The sequence below is a fragment of the Streptomyces sp. NBC_00539 genome (genome assembly GCF_036346105.1).
Classification (GTDB): Bacteria; Actinomycetota; Actinomycetes; order Streptomycetales; family Streptomycetaceae; genus Streptomyces.
Map to the genome: position 1 here is coordinate 4646221 of NZ_CP107811.1, position 19100 is coordinate 4665320.

Consider the following 19100-nt stretch of genomic DNA (forward strand, 5'->3'; position numbering starts at 1 on the left):
GGCAACCTTCCGTTTCTTTTCACGTCGTGATCCGTTCAGAGCTACGTTCGAAGCATGGCGGACACGAAACGAGAGATCGAACGGAAATTCGAGTTCACTTCGGCCGCGACGAAGAGGCTGCCGGACCTGACGGGCACGGCCGGGATCACGGCCGTGCGCCGGCAGGGCACCACCCGCCTCGACGCCGTCTACTACGACACCCCCGACCTGAGGCTCGCCGCCGACGGCCTCACCCTGCGCCGCCGCACCGGCGGCGCTGACGAAGGCTGGCACCTCAAACTCCCCGTCTCCCCGGGCGTCCGCGACGAGATCGCGGCCCCGCTCGGTGACGACACCGTCCCCCGCCCCCTCGCCTCCCTCCTGCGCTCCCGCACCCGCGAAGCCGAACTCGCCCCCCAGGTCCGGCTCCTGTCCAAGCGCAAGGTCACGCACCTCCTCGATGCCGACGGAACCCTGCTCGCCGAACTGAGCACCGACACCGTCACCGCCGAACGGGGCCCCGCCACCGCCGCCTGGACCGAAGTCGAGGTCGAGCTCGCCGACGGCGCCGACCCCCTCCTCCTCGACGCCGTGGAGAAGGCCTTCCGCAAAGCCGGCCTCAAGGTCAGCGACGCCCCCTCCAAACTGGCCCGGGCCCTCGCCGAGACCGGCGCCGCCCCGCCCGCCCGGCCCGCACCCGGCCCCGCCGACGACACCGCCGGCGCGCGCGTCCTCACGTACCTGCGAGAGCAGCGCGAGGCCCTGATCACCCATGACCCCGCCGTACGCCGCGGCCTGCCCGACTCCGTCCACCAGATGCGCGTCGCCACCCGCCGCATGCGCAGCGCCCTCGCCACCTACCGCAACGTCCTCGACCGCACGGCCACCGACCCACTGCGCGCCGAACTGCGCTGGCTCGCCGCCGAACTCGGCGTCGACCGCGACCAGGAAGTCCTCCAGGAACGGCTGCACACCCGGCTGGGTGAACTCGACGTCACCCTGCTCCTGGGCCCCGTCCGCGCCCGCCTGCGCATCTGGGACACCGTCCGGCGCACCGAATCGCGCCTGCGCGCCCTCGCCGCCCTCGACAGCGAGCGGTACCTGGCCCTCCTCGACTCCGTCGACGCCCTGCTCGCCGACCCGCCGCTGCGCAAAGCCGCGACCCACCCTGCCGCGAAAGTCCTGGCCAAGGCGGTACGGCGCGACCACGACCGGCTCGCCCGCAAGGTGAAGCGCGCCCTCGCCCAGGGCGCCGGCCACGAGCGCGACCTCGCCCTGCACGAAGCCCGCAAGGCCGCCAAACGCGCCCGCTACGCGGCGGACGCCGCCGCCCCCGCGCTCGGCAAGCCCGCCGAGCGCCTCGCCGAAGCCACCAAGAAGGTGCAGACCCTGCTCGGCGACCACCAGGACGGCGTCGTCGCCCGCGAGGCACTGCGGGGCCTCGCCGCCCAGGCGGCCGGGGCCGGGGAGTCCGCCTTCACCTGGGGCCTGCTGTACGGCCGCGAGGAAACCCTCGCCGAGCGGTACGAACGGCAGCTGCCGAAGGTGTGGAAGAAGGCCTCCGCCCGGGGCGCCGCCTTCGCCCGCGGCCGCTGACCGGAGCGTTGATCACTGCGGCGGGGGGCGGCCGGGACGCGCGGTACGCTAGAGAGTCGCCCCCTGCCCGCTTCACGAAAGTCGCGTGATGTCCGAGTCGGTCTTCCCACAGCTCGAAGCTCTGCTCCCGCATGTGCAGAAGCCCATCCAGTACGTCGGTGGTGAGCTCAACTCCACCGTCAAGGCCTGGGACGAGTGCGACGTCCGCTGGGCGCTGATGTACCCGGACGCGTACGAGGTCGGGCTGCCCAACCAGGGCGTCATGATCCTCTACGAAGTGCTCAACGAGCGGGAGGGCGTGCTCGCCGAGCGCACCTACAGCGTGTGGCCGGACCTCGAAGCGCTGATGCGCGAGCACCAGGTCCCGCAGTTCACCGTCGACTCCCACCGCCCCGTCGGTGCCTTCGACGTGTTCGGGCTCTCCTTCTCCACCGAGCTCGGCTACACCAACATGCTGACGGCGCTGGACCTCGCGGGCATCCCGCTGGAGGCCCGCAACCGTACGGTCGACCACCCCATCGTGCTCGCCGGCGGCCACGCCGCCTTCAACCCCGAGCCGATCGCGGAGTTCATCGACTGCGCGATCATCGGCGACGGCGAGCAGGCCGTCCTGGACATGACCGAGATCATCCGGACCTGGAAGGCCGAGGGCCGCCCGGGCGGGCGCGAGGAGGTCCTCCTGCGGCTGGCCAAGACCGGCCAGGTCTACGTCCCCGGCTTCTACGACGTCGACTACCTGCCGGACGGCCGCATCGCGCGCGTCGCCCCGAACCGGTCGGGCGTCCCGTACCGGGTCTCCAAGCACACGGTCATGGACCTCGACGAGTGGCCGTACCCCAAGCAGCCGCTGGTCCCGCTGGCCGAGACCGTCCACGAGCGGATGTCCGTCGAGATCTTCCGCGGCTGCACCCGCGGCTGCCGTTTCTGCCAGGCCGGCATGATCACGCGCCCCGTGCGGGAGCGAAGCATCACCGGCATCGGCGAGATGGTCGAGAAGGGCCTCAAGGCCACCGGCTTCGAGGAGGTCGGCCTCCTGTCGCTGTCCTCCGCGGACCACACCGAGATCGCGGACATCGCCAAGGGCCTGGCCGACCGCTACTCGGACGACAAGGTGGGCCTGTCCCTCCCGTCGACCCGCGTGGACGCGTTCAACGTGGACCTGGCCAACGAACTGACCCGCAACGGGCGCCGCTCCGGCCTCACCTTCGCCCCCGAGGGCGGCTCCGAGCGGATGCGCAAGGTCATCAACAAGATGGTCTCGGAAGAGGACCTCATCCGCACCGTCGCCACCGCGTACGGCAACGGCTGGCGCCAGGTGAAGCTGTACTTCATGTGCGGGCTGCCGACGGAGACCGACGAGGACGTCCTCCAGATCGGCGACATGGCCGTCAACGTCATCGCCAAGGGCCGCGAGGTCTCCGGCCAGAACGACATCCGCTGCACGGTGTCGATCGGCGGGTTCGTGCCGAAGCCGCACACCCCCTTCCAGTGGGCCCCGCAGCTGTCGGCGGAGGAGACGGACGCGCGCCTGACGAAGCTGCGCGACAAGATCCGCGGCGACAAGAAGTACGGCCGCTCCATCGGCTTCCGCTACCACGACGGCAAGCCCGGCATCGTGGAAGGCCTCCTCTCCCGCGGCGACCGCCGCATCGGCGACGTGATCCGCGCGGTCTACGAGTCCGGCGGCCGCTTCGACGGCTGGCGCGAGCACTTCTCCTACGACCGCTGGATGCAGGCGGCGGAGAAGACCCTGCCCGCCTACGGCGTGGACGTGGCCTGGTACACCACCCGCGAGCGCACGTACGAAGAGGTCCTCCCCTGGGACCACCTCGACTCGGGCCTCGACAAGGACTGGCTCTGGGAGGACTGGCAGGACGCCCTCGACGAAACCGAGGTCGACGACTGCCGCTGGACCCCGTGCTTCGACTGCGGCGTGTGCCCCCAGATGGACACCCAGATCCAGATCGGCCCGACGGGCAAGAAGCTGCTCCCGCTGTCGGTCGTCAAGTAACGCCTGGGTATCGAGAGGCCCCCCGCCGCAACGGCGGGGGGCCTCTCGTGTGTCCGTATGTTCATGGAACAAGACAATCCGCACCCGGCGCAGGGAGAAGGCTGCCTGGTCGGGGCCCTGCGCATCCCCGTGAAGATCGTGGCGGTGCTGATCGTGCTGCCCGTACGGGTGGTCTGCGAACTGCTCGCCGCCCTCGGCCGCGGGCTCGTGCGGTACGTGCTCGCGCCGCTGTGGACGTACGTGCTGGAACCGGTGGCGCGCGCCGTCGGGTGGGTGGTGGCCACCCTGCTCAAGCTGGTCTTCGTCTGGCCGTGGGCAGCCCTGTGGCGCTACGTGCTGCGGCCGGTGGGGGCCTGGGTGTACGCCTACCTCCTCGCCCCCGCCGGCCGGCTGCTCTACGCCTTCCTGCTGCGGCCCTTGGCGGTGCTGACCTGGCAGTACGTGCTCGTGCCCGTCGGGCGGGCCCTGGTGTGGCTGGCCGTGACCGCGTACCGGTACCTGCTGCTGCCCCTCTACCGGTACGTGCTCACCCCGGTCGGGCAGGCCCTCGCCTGGGCCTGGCACGTGGCCGGGCGGATCACCGGTGCGCTGTGGCGGGCGGCCAAGTGGGTCGGGTGGGTCCTCGTCGGGTGGCCCCTCTCGCAGGTGTACCGGTACGTGCTGACGCCCGCCTGGCACCTCCTGCGCGCCGTGTGGCGGACGGTCCGCGACACCGTCCGGGAGGCCCGCGCCGAGGTGCGCAGGGCGTTGTTCGGTACTCCTCCCCGGGAACCGGCGAGGTCACGGGCGCGTACTCTGGGTAGTACGACAGCCGCCGACGCGGCACCCGCTGACGAGATCTCCCTGCGCCAACGGCAGGGGTGAGCCGGAGCGGGTCGAGAAGACCTCAGGGCGACGCGCGAGCCGCGGAGCCCCGCACAAGGAGAAGAACCACTGGGCAAGCGACAGCCCGAAGGCCCGCCCCCCGCACCGGTGGTGCAGCGCATCCGACTGCGCTACACCAAGCGCGGACGCCTCCGGTTCACCAGCCACCGGGATTTCCAGCGCGCCTTCGAGCGGGCCCTGCGCCGCTCCGAGGTGCCGATGGCCTACTCGGCCGGCTTCACCCCCCACCCCCGGGTCTCGTACGCGAACGCCGCGCCCACCGGCACCGGCAGTGAGGCCGAGTACCTGGAGATCGCCCTCGCCGAGCCCCGCGACCCCGCGATGCTCCGCGAGCTGCTCGACGAGTCGATGCCGGTCGGGCTCGACATCGTCGACGCCGTCGAGGCCCGGACCTCCGGGCTGGCCGAGCGGCTCACGGCCTCCGTGTGGGAGCTGCGCCTGGACGGCGTGGAGCTCGCGGACGCCGAGCGGGCCGTGACCGCCTTCCTCGAGGCCGGGAACGTCGAGGTCCAGCGCCGCACCAAGAACGGCATGCGGACCTTCGACACCCGAAGTGCGGTGGTCAGCCTCGAAGCGCATCCCGCTCCGGTTGATAGGCCACTGGACAATGCCTGTGCGATACTGCGGCTGGTTGTTCGGCATCTGACACCTGCCGTGCGACCCGACGACGTCCTGTCCGGTCTCCACGCTGTGGCCGACCTGGCGCCGCCGGTCCCCGCAGCGGTGACCAGGCTGGCGCAGGGGCTCTTCGACGAGGAGTCCGGCACGGTGACCGACCCGCTCGCGCCCGACCGCGAGGCTGTCACGGCCGCCCCACCCACGGCCGCCGTAGCAGCCGACGCGAAGGCGCCGGAAGGTCCCGCCGCGTAAGGATCGTCATCGTCGCGCCGCCCTGGCACCCGGGAGCCAACCGGGTCGGGCAGCGCACAGACCTGAAGACTTCCGCCAGGCCGTACCGACAACGCGTACGGAACCGGCGGCCACGAACTGAGCTCCCGTGTGGCGAACGCGCCCCGGAGGCCGGTTCCGCGCCCTGTGCGCGGAGCCGTGCCGGACCGGATGTCAGCCGCGGCGCCCGGGAGCGTGACGGGAGAACCGCCCGCATGCTCGACAACGAAACCGAGAACACCAACCCCACCGCCGCCGGCAACGCCGACAGCGGGACCCCGAGCGACAGCCTGCCGCCGCGCAGGCGTCGTCGTGCCGCGTCCCGGCCCGCCGGGCCCCCCGGTGCCGCTGCCGCCGAGGCCGCTCCGGCCGCCGCCGCGCCCGTCGCGGCCCCCGCCGAGGAGGCCGCTGCGGCCGCCGCCCCGGCCCGTGCCCGCCGCCGCGCGACCCGCGCCGTGGCCGCTCCGGCTGCCGACGCCGTGGCCGAGGTGGTGGTCGAGGCTCCGGCCGCGGCCCCCGCTCCCGTCGCCGAAGCCGTGCCCGCCGTGGAGGAGCCCGCCGCTGCGGCCGCGCCGCGTGCCCGTCGCCGTGCCACCCGCGCCGTGACGGCCGCCGCGGCCCCGACCGCAGAGTCCCCGGCCGCCGCCGCGCCGGCCGCCGAGGCCGTGCCCGCCGTGGAGGAGCCCGCCGCTGCGGCCGCGCCGCGTGCCCGCCGCCGTGCCACCCGCGCCGTGACGGCCGCCGCGGCCCCGACCGCAGAGTCCCCGGCCGCCGCCGCGCCGGCCGCCGAAGAAGCCGCGCCCGCCGTGGAGGAGCCCGCCGCTGCGGCCGCGCCGCGTGCCCGCCGCCGCGCCACCCGCGCCGTGACGGCTCCCGAGACCCCGGCCGCCGAGGCCCCCGCGGCCGCCGCCGAGGAGCCGGTCGCCGCCAAGGCCACCGTCACCGTCGCCGACGCCGTCGACTCCCCGAAGCGCGGCGGACGCCGCCGTGCCACCCGCTCCGCCTCCCCGGCCGCCCCCGCGCAGCCCGCGGCGGCCGCTCCCGCCGCCGAGCCCGAGGCGCCCGCCGCCCCGGCCCCGGCGTCCCGTGGCGCCCGCCGCGCCGCGCGCCCCGCCGTGGCCGTGTTCCAGGCCCCGGTGTTCGCCGAGCCGATGTTCCAGACCCCGGAGACCGCCGCCATGGCCGCCGCGGCCGCTGCCGCCGCCTCCCGGGCCGAGGAAGCCGAGGAGGAAGAGGAGCCCGAGGCCGAGGTCGAAGCCGCCGCGGCCCCCGCCCCGCAGCCGGCCGGCCGTCGCCGCCGCCGTGGCCGTGGCGCCGTCGAGGCCGCTCCGGCCGCCGAATCGGCGCCCGTCTCGCTGGCCGACGTAGAACTGCACGAGGCCGAGGAGGCCGAGGTGGAGGCCGAGGCCGCCGACCTCGACGACGAGGAGACCGACGGCGAGCGTCCGTCGCGTCGCCGCCGTCGCGGTGGCCGCCGCCGTCGCCGCGGTGAGGCCGCCGACCTGGACGAGTCCGCCGAGGACGAGGCCGAGACCGAGGCCGCCGAGCAGGAGGCGGAAGAGGACGAGGACGCGGGCGAGGGCGATGACGAGGAGAGCGGCGCCCTCGGCTCCAGCTCCAGCCGGCGCCGCCGTCGTCGTCGCCGCCGCAGCGGTGACAGCGGCACGGACGTCGAGGCGGCCGAGGAGGACGGGGTCCGCACCGTCGTCAAGGTCCGCGAGCCGCGTCCGGCCCGCGAGAAGGCCGAGCCGTCCGACGAGGTCCAGTCCATCAAGGGCTCGACCCGTCTGGAGGCGAAGAAGCAGCGCCGCCGAGAGGGCCGCGAGCAGGGCCGCCGCCGCGTCCCGATCATCACGGAGGCCGAGTTCCTGGCCCGCCGTGAAGCCGTCGAGCGCGTGATGGTCGTCCGCCAGGCGGGCGAGCGCACGCAGATCGGCGTCCTCGAGGACAACGTGCTCGTCGAGCACTACGTCAACAAGGAAGAGGCCACCTCGTACGTCGGCAACGTCTACCTGGGCAAGGTCCAGAACGTGCTGCCGTCGATGGAGGCCGCCTTCATCGACATCGGCAAGGGCCGCAACGCCGTCCTGTACGCCGGTGAGGTCAACTTCGAGGCGCTGGGCATGGCCAACGGCCCGCGCCGCATCGAGTCCGCCCTCAAGTCGGGCCAGTCGGTCCTGGTGCAGGTCACCAAGGACCCGATCGGCCACAAGGGCGCCCGCCTGACCAGCCAGGTCTCACTGCCCGGCCGGTACCTGGTCTACGTGCCCGAGGGCTCGATGACCGGCATCAGCCGCAAGCTGCCCGACACCGAGCGCGCCCGCCTCAAGACCATCCTCAAGAAGATCGTCCCCGAGGACGCGGGCGTCATCGTGCGCACCGCCGCCGAGGGTGCGAGCGAGGACGAGCTGCGCCGTGACGTCGAGCGTCTGCAGGCCCAGTGGGAAGACATCCAGAAGAAGTCGAAGCAGATCACGACGTCTTCGCCGAGCCTGCTGTACGGCGAGCCGGACATGACCGTCCGCGTCGTGCGCGACATCTTCAACGAGGACTTCTCGAAGGTCATCGTCAGCGGTGACCAGGCGTGGGAGACCATCCACGGCTACGTGTCCCACGTGGCGCCGGACCTCGCGGACCGGCTGTCGCGCTGGACCTCCGAGGTGGACGTCTTCGCGACGTACCGGATCGACGAGCAGCTCGCCAAGGCGCTCGACCGCAAGGTGTGGCTGCCCTCGGGCGGTTCCCTCGTGATCGACAAGACCGAGGCGATGATCGTCATCGACGTCAACACCGGCAAGTTCACCGGTCAGGGCGGCAACCTGGAGGAGACCGTCACCAGGAACAACCTGGAGGCGGCCGAGGAGATCGTGCGCCAGCTGCGGCTGCGCGACCTGGGCGGCATCGTCGTCATCGACTTCATCGACATGGTGCTGGAGTCGAACCGGGACCTGGTGCTGCGCCGCATGCTGGAGTGCCTGGGCCGTGACCGGACCAAGCACCAGGTGGCGGAGGTCACCTCCCTCGGTCTGGTGCAGATGACCCGCAAGCGGGTCGGCCAGGGTCTGCTGGAGTCCTTCTCCGAGACCTGTGTCCACTGCAACGGACGCGGTGTCATCGTGCACATGGACATCCCGACGGCGGCCGGCGGCGGTGGCAACGGCAAGCGCGCCAAGCGCCGTGGTGGCCGCGGTCACGAGCACGACCACGAGGTCGAGGCCGTCAGCACGGCCGTGACGGTCGACGCCGACGAGTACGAGGCCGAGACGGAGGCGGAGGTCGCGGCCGAGGTCGCGGCTCCGCGGGCGCTGCCCGAGCCGGAGTTCGTCGCGGGCGAGGAGCTGTACAGCAGCCCGGCCGAGGCGGAGGCCGCCGCGGGCATCAGCGGCCGGCGCAACCGTCGCCGTGCCACCCGCAAGGCGACCGCTCCGGCCGGCGCCCCGCGCGGTGCGGCCGCCGCTGCGGTGCAGGCCCCGGCCGAGGTGGCCGCCCCGGTGACCCCGGTCATCGAGGACGAGCCGGCGCTGGAGCCGGCCGACACCGTCCTGGAGCCGGCCGCCGAGGTCGTCGCCGAGGCCGTGGAGGCCTCCGAGACGGTCGTGGCCGCGCCGGTGGAGGAGGCCCCGAAGGGCCGCACGCGTCGCCGTGCGACCCGCAAGGCCACCGCTCCGGCGGGTGCCCCGGCGGCTCCGGCCGAGCCGGAGGTCGTGGTCGAGGCCGTGGTCGCGCCCGAGGCCGCCCCCGTGGCGGAGCCGGTCGCGGTACCCGAGCCCGAGCCGGTCGCCGCGCAGGCCCCGGCGGAGCCCGTCGCCGAGGCCGCTCCGGCCCGTCCGCGCCGCCGTGCGACCCGCAAGGCCACCGCCCCGGCCGGTTCCCCGGCGGGCGCGGCCGAGGCGGCCGTGCTGGTCGTGGAGACGGCGTCGGCGGAGCCGCAGGCCCCGGCCGAGGCGCCGGTGGAAGCGGAGCCGGCCGAGGAAGCCGCTCCGGTCGCCAAGAAGGCCGTCCGCAAGACGGCCGCCAAGAAGGCGACCACCACCGCGGCGAAGAAGGCCCCGGCCAAGAAGGCCCCGGCGAAGAAGGCGGCGGCCACCAAGACCGCCACCGCGAAGAAGACGGCCGCCAAGAAGGCCACCACGGCCACCACGGCGGCCAAGAAGGCTCCGGCCAAGCGGGCGACGAAGAAGACGGCGGCGGCCGAGCAGCAGACGCCCCCGTCGGTCTCGGCTCCCGCCGAAGCCTGATCCGCGCAACGCCCGTGGGCCCCGCCGAGCGGCGGGGCCCACGGCCTTGCGGGAGCCGGTTTGACCCCCCGGAACCAGCCCCGTAACCTAGACCGTCGGCATGTCCTAGACGATTGACGTCTAGTGCGCGTCGCGCTCCTGAGCACCTTCCTCCCGCTGAGCACCACGTGCGGGAGAGGCCGCTCGTCCATTCCGGATCACCGTGGGCCCCGGCCCATGTGAGCGGCTGGCTTCAGGAGCATCCGTCCCGAGTGAGAGAGAGATCCGCGTGTACGCCATCGTGCGCAGCGGTGGTCGCCAGCACAAGGTTGCTGTCGGCGACATCGTTGAGGTTGACAAGATTTCCACTGCCAAGGTTGGCGACACGGTCGAGCTCTCGACCCTGCTCGTTGTCGACGGCGACGCCGTGACCAGCGACCCGTGGGTGCTGGCCGGGATCAAGGTCCAGGCCGAGATCGTGGACCACCACAAGGGCGCCAAGATCGACATCCTGCGCTACAAGAACAAGACCGGCTACCGCCGTCGCCAGGGTCACCGTCAGCAGTACACGGCGATCAAGGTCACCGGTATCCCCACGGCTGCGAAGTAAGAGGGACTGAGACATGGCACACAAGAAGGGCGCATCGTCCACCCGGAACGGGCGCGACTCCAATGCCCAGCGGCTCGGCGTGAAGCGCTTCGGCGGTCAGGTCGTTTCCGCCGGCGAGATCCTCGTCCGCCAGCGCGGCACCCACTTCCACCCGGGTTCGGGTGTCGGTCGTGGTGGCGACGACACGCTGTTCGCGCTGCAGGCCGGTTCGGTCGAGTTCGGCACGCACCGTGGCCGCAAGGTCGTCAACATCGTTCCGGCCGCCTGATCCAGCTCCTGCTGATCAGCGGTACGTAACTTCCCGAGGGCGGATCTCAGCTCTTCCCGGCGCGAGCCGGGAAGAGAGGTCCGCCCTCGGCGCGTTGTCATATAGACCACGTTTTAATGGGCAGCAAGGCCTGCCCGGGACATTCCCGTATGTATCTGGAGGAACACCCATGACCACCTTCGTGGACCGCGTCGAGCTGCACGTCGCCGCGGGTAACGGGGGCCACGGCTGCGCCTCCGTTCACCGGGAGAAGTTCAAGCCGCTCGGCGGCCCCGACGGCGGCAACGGCGGCCGTGGCGGCGACGTCATCCTCGTGGTGGAGCAGGCGATCACGACCCTGCTCGACTACCACCACAGCCCCCACCGCAAGGCCACCAACGGCAAGCCCGGCGAGGGCGGCAACCGCTCCGGCAAGGACGGCCAGGACCTGGTCCTGCCCGTGCCGGACGGCACCGTCGTCCTCGACAAGGAGGGCAACGTCCTCGCCGACCTCGTCGGCCAGGGCACCACGTACGTCGCCGCGGAGGGCGGCCGCGGCGGTCTCGGCAACGCCGCACTGTCCTCCGCGCGCCGCAAGGCGCCCGGCTTCGCGCTCCTCGGCGTCCCCGGCACCACCGGTGACATCGTCCTGGAGCTCAAGACCGTCGCCGACGTGGCGCTGGTCGGCTTCCCGAGCGCCGGCAAGTCCTCGCTGATCTCGGTGCTCTCCGCCGCCAAGCCGAAGATCGCGGACTACCCCTTCACCACCCTCGTCCCGAACCTGGGTGTCGTCACGGCCGGCTCGACCGTCTACACGATCGCCGACGTCCCGGGTCTGATCCCGGGAGCCAGCCAGGGCAAGGGCCTGGGCCTGGAGTTCCTGCGCCACGTCGAGCGCTGCTCGGTGCTGGTGCACGTACTGGACACCGCCACCCTGGAGTCCGACCGCGACCCGGTGGCCGACCTCGACGTCATCGAGGAAGAGCTCAAGATCTACGGCGGCGGCCTGGAGAAGCGCCCGCGGCTCGTCGTCCTCAACAAGGTCGACATCCCGGACGGCCAGGACCTCGCCGACATGGTCCGCCCCGACCTGGAGGCCCGCGGCTACAAGGTCTTCGAGGTCTCCGCCGTCGCCCGTACGGGCCTCAAGGAGCTCTCCTACTTCCTCGCCGAGGTCGTCGCGAAGGCGCGCGCCCGCAAGCCGAAGGAGGAGGCGACCCGCATCGTCATCCGCCCGAAGGCCGTGGACGACGCCGGCTTCACCGTCACCTACGACGAGGTCGAGGACGTCTACAACGTGCGCGGCGAGAAGCCCGAACGCTGGGTCCGCCAGACCGACTTCAACAACGACGAGGCCGTCGGTTACCTCGCCGACCGCCTCAACCGCCTCGGTGTCGAGGACGCCCTCAAGAAGGCGGGCGCCCGCGCCGGTGACGGCGTGGCCATCGGCTCCGACGAGAACGCCGTGGTCTTCGACTGGGAGCCGACCATGATGGCCGGCGCCGAGATGCTGGGCCGCCGTGGCGAGGACCACCGCATGGAGGCCCCGCGCCCGGCCACGCAGCGCCGCAAGGAGCGGGACGCCAAGCGCAGCGACTCCGTGCAGCAGGAGTACGACGAGTTCCGCCCCTTCTGAGTGGTGACCGGTCCTGTTGAGGTGACCTTTATCCGGGTCGCCTAGGATCCACTGGGTGACCAGCTCCAATGCCGCCACCGTTTCCGTCGTGGTGATCGCGTACAACGACGCCGGGCTCGTGGGCGAAGCCGTTACCTCGGCTCTCGCCCAGGGCCCGGTGGTCGCCGAGGTCGTCGCCGTGAACGACGCCTCCTCCGACGACACCGCGAGGGTGCTGGACGACCTGGCCGCCCGGCACCCACGGGTGAGGGTCCTGCACCGCACCGAGAACAGCGGTGGCTGCGGGACCCCTCGCAACGACGGGATCGCGGCGGCGACCGCCCCCTACGTCCTGTTCCTCGACAGCGACGACGTTCTGCCGCCGGGTGCGGCCGACGCCCTGGTCGGCGCCGCGCGGGAACACAAGACGCCGGTCACCGTGGGCGCGTGCGTGCGGCGCGAGCTGCCGCAGCACCTCGACGTGCCGTGGGTGCCGAAGCTGTACACCGCCGGTGACGTGATCGAGCGGCCCGCGCAGCGGACCGAGCTGGTCCGCGACACCCTCTGCGTCAACAAGCTCTACGAGCGCGCCTTCCTGGACGAGCACGCCATCCGGTTCCCCGACGGCCGCTTCCGCTACGAGGACTTCGTCTTCACCGCGCGCGTGCTGGCCGCGGAGCCGCGCATCGCGGTGATCGGCGATCTCGTCTACGTCTGGCACGTGCGCCGCGACGCCGCGCAGGTGTCGATCTCCCTCGACCGCAAGGACGTCGGCAACTGGCGTTCGCGGATCGAAGCCCACCGCACCGCGTCCCGGATCCTCGCCGAGTCCTCGCCGGAGCTGGGCCACGCCTGCCAGGTCAAGTTCCTGGAGTACGACCTGCGCATGTACCTGCGCGAGATCGGCCCGGACCCGCAGTACCAGGCAGCCTGGTGGACCCTGACGCGGGAGTACCTGGCCGGTTTCGCCGAGGCCGACATCGAGGCCGCGGGGGCGCACGCCCGCTGGATCGTGCGGGTGCTGCGGGCGACCGCGACCCCGCCCGCCGACCTCGCGCGGCTCGCCCGCTTCGCCGCGGAACCACCGCGCCTGGAGCCCCCGTACGCGACCTCCGCCGAGGGGCTGCCGGTGTGGAGCCAGGAGCTGCCCGTGGAGCTGGACCGCCTGGCGGAACTGCCGACGCAAGACCTGCCCGTCACCATCGACGCCCGGGCGGCCGGCGTCTCGGGGCTTCACCTGCGGGTGCACGACCTGTACGGGCGCCTCGCCGCGGCCGGGCCGCGCACCGTCCGGCCGGTGTTCCTGCCGCGCTCGGGCGGGGAACCCGTACGAGGGCTGCCGGTGGAGCTGCGCCCGGCCGAGGACGGCGACGGCTGGGTCTGCGACGTGCCGTTCCGTCTCACCCCGCTGGCGGACGCCGGGCGGCGCCAGGGCCGGCGCGGGATGCAGGCCTGGGGCGTGCAGATCGGTGTGGAGTGTGCCGACGGGAGCTCCCTGACGACCTCCCCGCGCCCCCTCGACGGCCTGCTCCGCAGACGCGCCCTGCCCAGCAGCCGGTACGGTGTTCTGCTGGCGCAGCCGTACCGCACGGCCGGCGGCTCGCTGGCGGTCCGGCTCGCGCCGGGCGCGGCGGGTGCGCTGAGCTTCGTACGCAACCGGCTCGGCAGGGCCACGGCCAAGATGAAGGCCAAGGCCGCGCCGAAGCCGGGCTGACCGGCGCGCCAGGCACAGGCGCAGGACGCGGCCGGCCCGGGCAGGGCCGGCACGGCACGGCACGGCAAGACCACAGGACAGACAGGACTCGGGAGACTAGGCATGACATTTCTGATCACCGGTGGCGCCGGGTACATCGGCGCGCACGTCGTCCGCGCGATGCTGCTCGCGGGAGAGCAGGTCGTCGTCATCGACGACCTCTCCACGGGCGACGAGAGCCGTGTGCCGGAGGGCGTGCCGCTGGTGATCGGCTCGGTCCTGGACCGGCTGATCCTCGACGAGACCATCGCGCAGCACGAGATCACCGGCGTGGTGCACCTCGCGGGCAAGAAGCAGGTCGGCGAGTCCGTCGAGAAGCCGCTGTACTACTACAACGAGAACGTGCAGGGCCTGACGGTCCTGCTCCAGGCGGTGGCCGCCGCCGGCATCCGCAACTTCCTGTTCTCCTCCTCCGCCTCCGTCTACGGCATGCCGGACGTCGACCTGGTCACCGAGGACACCCCCTGCCTGCCGCTGAGCCCGTACGGCGAGACCAAGCTGGCCGGCGAATGGCTGGTCCGCGCCGCCGGCAAGGCCCACGGCATCTCCACGGCCTGCCTGCGCTACTTCAACGTGGCGGGCGCCGCCACGCCCGAGCTCGCCGACACCGGCGTCTTCAACCTCGTGCCGATGGTCTTCGAGCGCTACAGCGCCGGTGAGGGCGCGCGGATCTTCGGCGACGACTACCCGACCCCGGACGGCACCTGCATCCGCGACTACATCCACGTCGAGGACCTGGCGGACGCCCACGTGGTGGCCGCGCGCAAGCTCGCCGAGTGGGGCGCGCAGGGCCAGTACCAGGACCTCACCGTCAACATCGGCCGCGGCGAGGGCGTCTCCGTCCGCGAGATGGTCGAGCTGATGAACGCCCACACCGGGCACGACCTCGCCCCCGTGGTCACCCCGCGCCGCCCCGGCGACCCGGCGAAGGTCGTGGCCTCGGCCGACAAGATCGCAGCCGAGCTGGGCTGGAAGGCCAAGCACGACGTCCGCGAGATGATCACCTCCGCGTGGGCGGGCTGGGAGGCCAACCGCGAGGGCGCCCTCGACCCCGCCGGCCGCTAGCCGGTACGTACGAAGCCGGTACGTACGAAGCCGCCCGCCCCGGATCCGGTCCGGGGCGGGCGGCTTTCGTATGCGGCGGGCGGGGAGGTCAGCGCTCCAGGAAGGAGAACAGCGCCTCCCAGCGGTCGGTGATCTCGGCACTGGAGTACCGGCGGACCTCGCGGAACGCGGTGTCGCCCAGCCGGTCGCGCAGACCGCCGTCGGACATCAGCACGTCCAGGTGCCCCGCCAGCTCCATCGTGTTGCCGAGCCTGGCCAGCAGCCCGTCCTCACCGTGCCGCACGATCTCCCGCACGCCCGGCGCGCAGTCGAAGGCGACCACCGGCAGGCCCGCGGCCATCGCCTCCAGCAGCGTGATGGGGAACCCCTCGGCCCGCGAGGCCTGCGCGAAGACCGAAGCGCCGCGCAGCGCGCCCAGCACGTCGTCGGTGCTGCCCATCCACTGCACGGACTCCTCGATGCCGAGCTCGGCGGCGTGCGCCCGCAGCTTCGGCTCCTCCACGCCCGCCCCGTAGATCCGCAGGACCCAGTCGGGGTGGCGCGGCGCGGCGTCCGCCCAGGCGTCGAGCAGCAGGTCCATGCCCTTCTCGAACGCGAGGCGGCCGACGCTCGCGACGACCTTCTCCGTGCGCGGCGCGGGGGAGTCCGGCATGAACGGCAGCGGGTTCGGCATGCTGTCCACGTTCTGCACGCCCGCGCGGATCCAGAGGTCCGCGTCCTCGGGCGTCAGCACCAGCAGCCGGTCGACGTCCTGGAAGAAGCGGCGTACCCGGTCGCCGCGCGAGGACTTCTGACTGGCCTCGAAGGACTCGTGGCTCATACCGATGACGGTGAGCCCCTTGGTGTCGGCGAGCGCCACCCACTCCATCGCCCACACCTGCGTGACGATGACCACGGCGCCCGGGCGGGCGGCGCGGAACAGGGAGTTCAGCGTCTCGGCCTTGGCCCGCATCCCCGCGCGGCGGGCCGCCTGGCGGCGCCGCTCGGGGGCGTTGAGCCGGCCCTTGAGGCCGGTCAGCCGGCGGGCGGACGGCGGACGGGCCGCGTACAGCGTCGTCGTCCCGTACGGCAGGTCCTGCGGGAACTTCTGCCGCAGCTCCTCCTCGACCGGCGCGATCCCGATGAGGTGGACCCGGTGGCCGCGGTCGGTGAACAGCCGGGCCATCTGGTGCGACCAGGTGGTCACACCGCCGAGCTCGTCCACGCTGTTGGAGACGAGGAAGATGTCACGGCCGTCCGGCGCGGACGCGTCGGACGGTCCGGCGGCGGTCTGCTGGCTCACTTGCCGCTCCTGGTGAAGAACTTCTCGACGATCTGGCGGGCGGCGTCCCCGCGGTCGTACTCGCCGAACTCGGTGAGGAAGCGCTGGCGCGCCTCCGCGTACTTGGCGTCGGCCTCGTCGAAGGCGGAGACGGCCTGCATCAGCTCGTCGGCGGTGGCCACGACCGGCCCCGGAGCCTTCTCCTTGAGGTCGAAGTAGGTGCCGCGGATGTCCGTCGAGTACGCCTCGTAGTCGTAGGCGAAGAACAGCATCGGCCGGTCCAGCACCGCGTAGTCGAACATCACCGACGAATAGTCGGTGATCAGGCCGTCGGCGAGGGCCAGCAGCGGGGTGATGTCGTGGTGCCGGGAGACGTCGATCACCCGGCCCGCGACCGACGGCGGCAGCGAGACGCTGTTGAGGTAGTGCGTCCGCACCAGCAGGACGAAGCGCTCGCCCAGCCGGTCCGCGAACTCCTCCACGTCGAAGGGGAAGGCGAAGTTCTCCACCGCGCCGTCGACGCCCGCCCGGAAGGTCGGCGCGTACAGCAGCACCCGCTTGTCGGGGTCGATGCCCAGCTCGGCGGCGAGCGGCCCGCGCACCCGCTCCCCGCTCTGCACCTCGGCGCGGTGCGCCTCGACCAGGGCGTCGTTGCGCGGGTAGCCGGTGCGCTCCAGCACCTCGTCCCGCAGCCGGAAGCCCTTGGCGAGGGTCCGGGCGTCGTGCTCGGAGCGGATCAGGAAGTGGTCGAAGCGGTCCACGGCCGCCTGGAAGCGGTCCTGTCCGGCCTTGCCCTGGGCCTTGGTGCGGGGCTCGTGGAAGCCCATCCGCTTGAGCGCGGAGCCGTGCCAGGTCTGGATGTAGGTGGTGCCCGCGCGCTTGGTCAGCGCCAGTGGGAAGCCCTGGTTGTCGACCCAGAACTCGGCCTGCGCGAGCGCACGCAGGTACGGCCAGCTCCAGCGGCGGACCAGGGTGGCCTCCTTGGGGAAGCCGGTGGGCTTGGCACCCGCGTACGACCAGATCGCCTCGAACGGCACGCCCTGGCGCACCATCTCCTCGTAGATCGCCTTCGGGCTGTCGCTGTACTGCTTGCCCATGTGGCTCTCGAAGACGACGGTGCCCTTCTTGAGCGGCAGCTTCGAGAAGACCTCGTGGTAGACCTTCACCTTCTGCTCGCCCGAACCGATGTTGCGGCGGGCCCGCAGCGCCTTGCGCAGACCGCGCTTGACCACGCCCGCGGCCTTGCCGTGCATGGCGCTGTCGATCAGCGTCCGGGTGCGCTGCGCGGCGGCGCCCTCGGCGGTCAGGACGTAGGAGAGGTTGCCCTTCTTGGTCACCTCCGGCTCGAACCGGTCGGAGACCAGCCGGGTCAGCCGGGGCCGCACGCGCAGCCGGGCCGCCGACTCCAGGTCGACCCCGCCGACCGAGACGCGGGTGGTGATCCGGTCGCCGCCGGCCGTCAACTTGAGGCGGACGTCCCAGACGGCGTCGATGATGCCGAGCGGGCGGACGGTGCTCGCGACGTCGGCGGTCGCGGTCCACTCGATCGTGTCACCGGCGTGGCGCACGGTTGTCGCCGGGAAGCTGAACGAGCGCACGCCGATCTGGCGCCGGGCGCGGAACTCGAGGGTGGCCTTGAGCTCCTGCCCCTCCGCGATGCGGCCGAGCGGGTTGACGACGGCGCCGGACAGCGTGACGGTGCCGCGCCCGTCGTCCTCGTACGAGGTGAGGCGGTTGCCGAGGGACAGCGAGGGGAGCGGGGTCGTGTGGAATCCCTGCTCGGTGACGTCCAGTATCCGGCGGCCCTCGGCGTCGTCGAGGTGCCGGGCACACCAGTAGATCCGGCCGTCGCGCTCGGCCAGCGGCGACGTGAGGCGGCCCTTGTTGGTCATCGCGTCGGCGGCCGGCAGCAGGTTGTCCCAGTCCTCCTTGCCGAGCAGGTAGGCGCAGATGGCCTGGAGGTGGTTGACGCTGTCGTACGCGGCCGGGTCGATGCCGGCCAGGTAGCCGTTGGCCAGGCGGGCGAACTCCTGGCGGTACGCGTCGCCCAGCAGGGGCAGGTCACGCAGGTGCAGCACCAGGTCGTGCTTGAGGAACTTGGCGTCCTTGGCGGTCTTGATGTCGGTGTGGCCCTTGGCGGCCAGCAGCTCGTCGACGCGGCGGTGGATCTCCATCCGGTGGACGAAGTTCGCGATCTCGTGGCGCCGGTTGCTGATCGACTTCGCCGCCGCCTTCTCCACCACGTTCCAGAAGTAGACGTGGTTGGGGATCAGCGTGATGCGGCGCGCGGCGACGTACGCCTGCGCGGAGAACAGCAGGTCCTCGTAGTGGATGCGGACCGGGAACTCCAGGCCCTGCTCCAGCAGGAACGCGCGCCGGTAGCACTTGTTCGTGGAGAGGGTGTCGTAGACCAGCAGGTCCGGGTACTCGGTGATCGACTCCAGCGTGCGGGTGCGCGAGTAGATCCAGGGGTACCACTCGGTGGTCTTGCCCCACCGGTTGTCCAGGTGCACGCGCACGCACATGCCCGAGACGAGGTCGGATCCGGTCCGTTCGGCCGCGGCGACCATGTTGCGGCAGGCGTTGCGTTCCAGCACGTCGTCGCTGTCCAGGAACATGACGTAGGTGCCGGTGGCCTGCTGGACGCCGTGGTTGCGGGGCGCGCCGCAGCCGCCGCTGTTCTCCGGCAGCCGGAAGGCGCGGACCCTGCCCGGGTGCGCCGCCTCCAGTTCCTGGGCGACCGCGTAGGACCGGTCCTTGCTGCAGTCGTCCACGATCACGACTTCGACCCCGTGCAGGGTCTGGTCCAAAACCGACTGGACGGCTGTCGACAGACGCTCTGCGTCGTTATAGACGATGACGACCACGGAGACGTCAGGCACGTGCACCTCGATCCCTTTGTTCCATTCCGCCCCCGGACTCCGTCCGAGGGGACCCCCCGCCCGTCAAAGCTACCGTGTGTCACGCCCGACT

Annotated in this window: 12 protein-coding genes; 10 read left to right on the plus strand and 2 right to left on the minus strand. The window is 72.3% G+C overall.

What is annotated here, in order from left to right:
- Positions 1-54 precede the first annotated feature (54 nt).
- From OG861_RS20840 to galE, 10 genes are all read left to right on the plus strand, one after another.
- Positions 55-1575, plus strand: a complete 1521-nt coding sequence (locus OG861_RS20840) for a CYTH and CHAD domain-containing protein (protein WP_329195175.1) — start codon at positions 55-57, stop codon at positions 1573-1575.
- A gap of 85 nt (positions 1576-1660) precedes the next feature.
- On the plus strand, positions 1661-3586 hold the full coding sequence (locus OG861_RS20845; RefSeq protein WP_329195174.1) for a TIGR03960 family B12-binding radical SAM protein: 1926 nt from the start codon (positions 1661-1663) through the stop codon (positions 3584-3586).
- 63 nt (positions 3587-3649) lie between these two features.
- Positions 3650-4450, plus strand: coding sequence for a hypothetical protein (locus OG861_RS20850; RefSeq protein WP_329195173.1), 801 nt, complete (start codon positions 3650-3652; stop codon positions 4448-4450).
- Positions 4451-4561: 111 nt separating this feature from the next.
- Positions 4562-5341, plus strand: coding sequence for a TIGR03936 family radical SAM-associated protein (locus OG861_RS20855; RefSeq protein ID WP_329202174.1), 780 nt, complete (start codon positions 4562-4564; stop codon positions 5339-5341).
- 233 nt (positions 5342-5574) lie between these two features.
- On the plus strand, positions 5575-9597 hold the full coding sequence (locus OG861_RS20860) for an Rne/Rng family ribonuclease (protein ID WP_329195171.1): 4023 nt from the start codon (positions 5575-5577) through the stop codon (positions 9595-9597).
- Positions 9598-9865: 268 nt separating this feature from the next.
- Positions 9866-10186 carry a 50S ribosomal protein L21 gene (rplU, locus tag OG861_RS20865; protein ID WP_030159347.1) on the plus strand — a complete coding sequence of 107 codons (321 nt, stop codon included), beginning with the start codon at positions 9866-9868 and terminating at the stop codon, positions 10184-10186.
- 13 nt (positions 10187-10199) lie between these two features.
- Positions 10200-10454 carry a 50S ribosomal protein L27 gene (rpmA, locus tag OG861_RS20870; protein WP_030013081.1) on the plus strand — a complete coding sequence of 85 codons (255 nt, stop codon included), beginning with the start codon at positions 10200-10202 and terminating at the stop codon, positions 10452-10454.
- Positions 10455-10623: 169 nt separating this feature from the next.
- A complete protein-coding gene (gene obgE, locus OG861_RS20875) occupies positions 10624-12069 on the plus strand; it encodes a GTPase ObgE (RefSeq protein ID WP_329195168.1) in 1446 nt (481 codons plus the stop codon).
- Between the two features lie 55 nt (positions 12070-12124).
- Complete coding sequence (locus OG861_RS20880; protein ID WP_329195167.1) at positions 12125-13762, plus strand: glycosyltransferase family 2 protein; 1638 nt, start codon at positions 12125-12127, stop codon at positions 13760-13762.
- 102 nt (positions 13763-13864) lie between these two features.
- Positions 13865-14866 (plus strand): UDP-glucose 4-epimerase GalE, encoded by a 1002-nt coding sequence (galE, locus tag OG861_RS20885; RefSeq protein ID WP_329195166.1) that lies wholly within the window; start codon positions 13865-13867, stop codon positions 14864-14866.
- 88 nt (positions 14867-14954) lie between these two features.
- On the opposite strand, the gene OG861_RS20890 is transcribed toward galE, so the two are convergent.
- Both OG861_RS20890 and OG861_RS20895 read right to left on the minus strand, forming a co-directional pair.
- Positions 14955-16148: a glycosyltransferase gene (locus OG861_RS20890; RefSeq protein ID WP_329195165.1), complete on the minus strand. Its 1194-nt coding sequence runs from the start codon at positions 16146-16148 to the stop codon at positions 14955-14957.
- Complete coding sequence (locus OG861_RS20895) at positions 16145-19015, minus strand: bifunctional glycosyltransferase/CDP-glycerol:glycerophosphate glycerophosphotransferase (RefSeq protein WP_329195163.1); 2871 nt, start codon at positions 19013-19015, stop codon at positions 16145-16147. Before OG861_RS20895 ends, OG861_RS20890 begins: the two co-directional genes overlap by 4 nt.
- Positions 19016-19100: the final 85 nt, after the last annotated feature.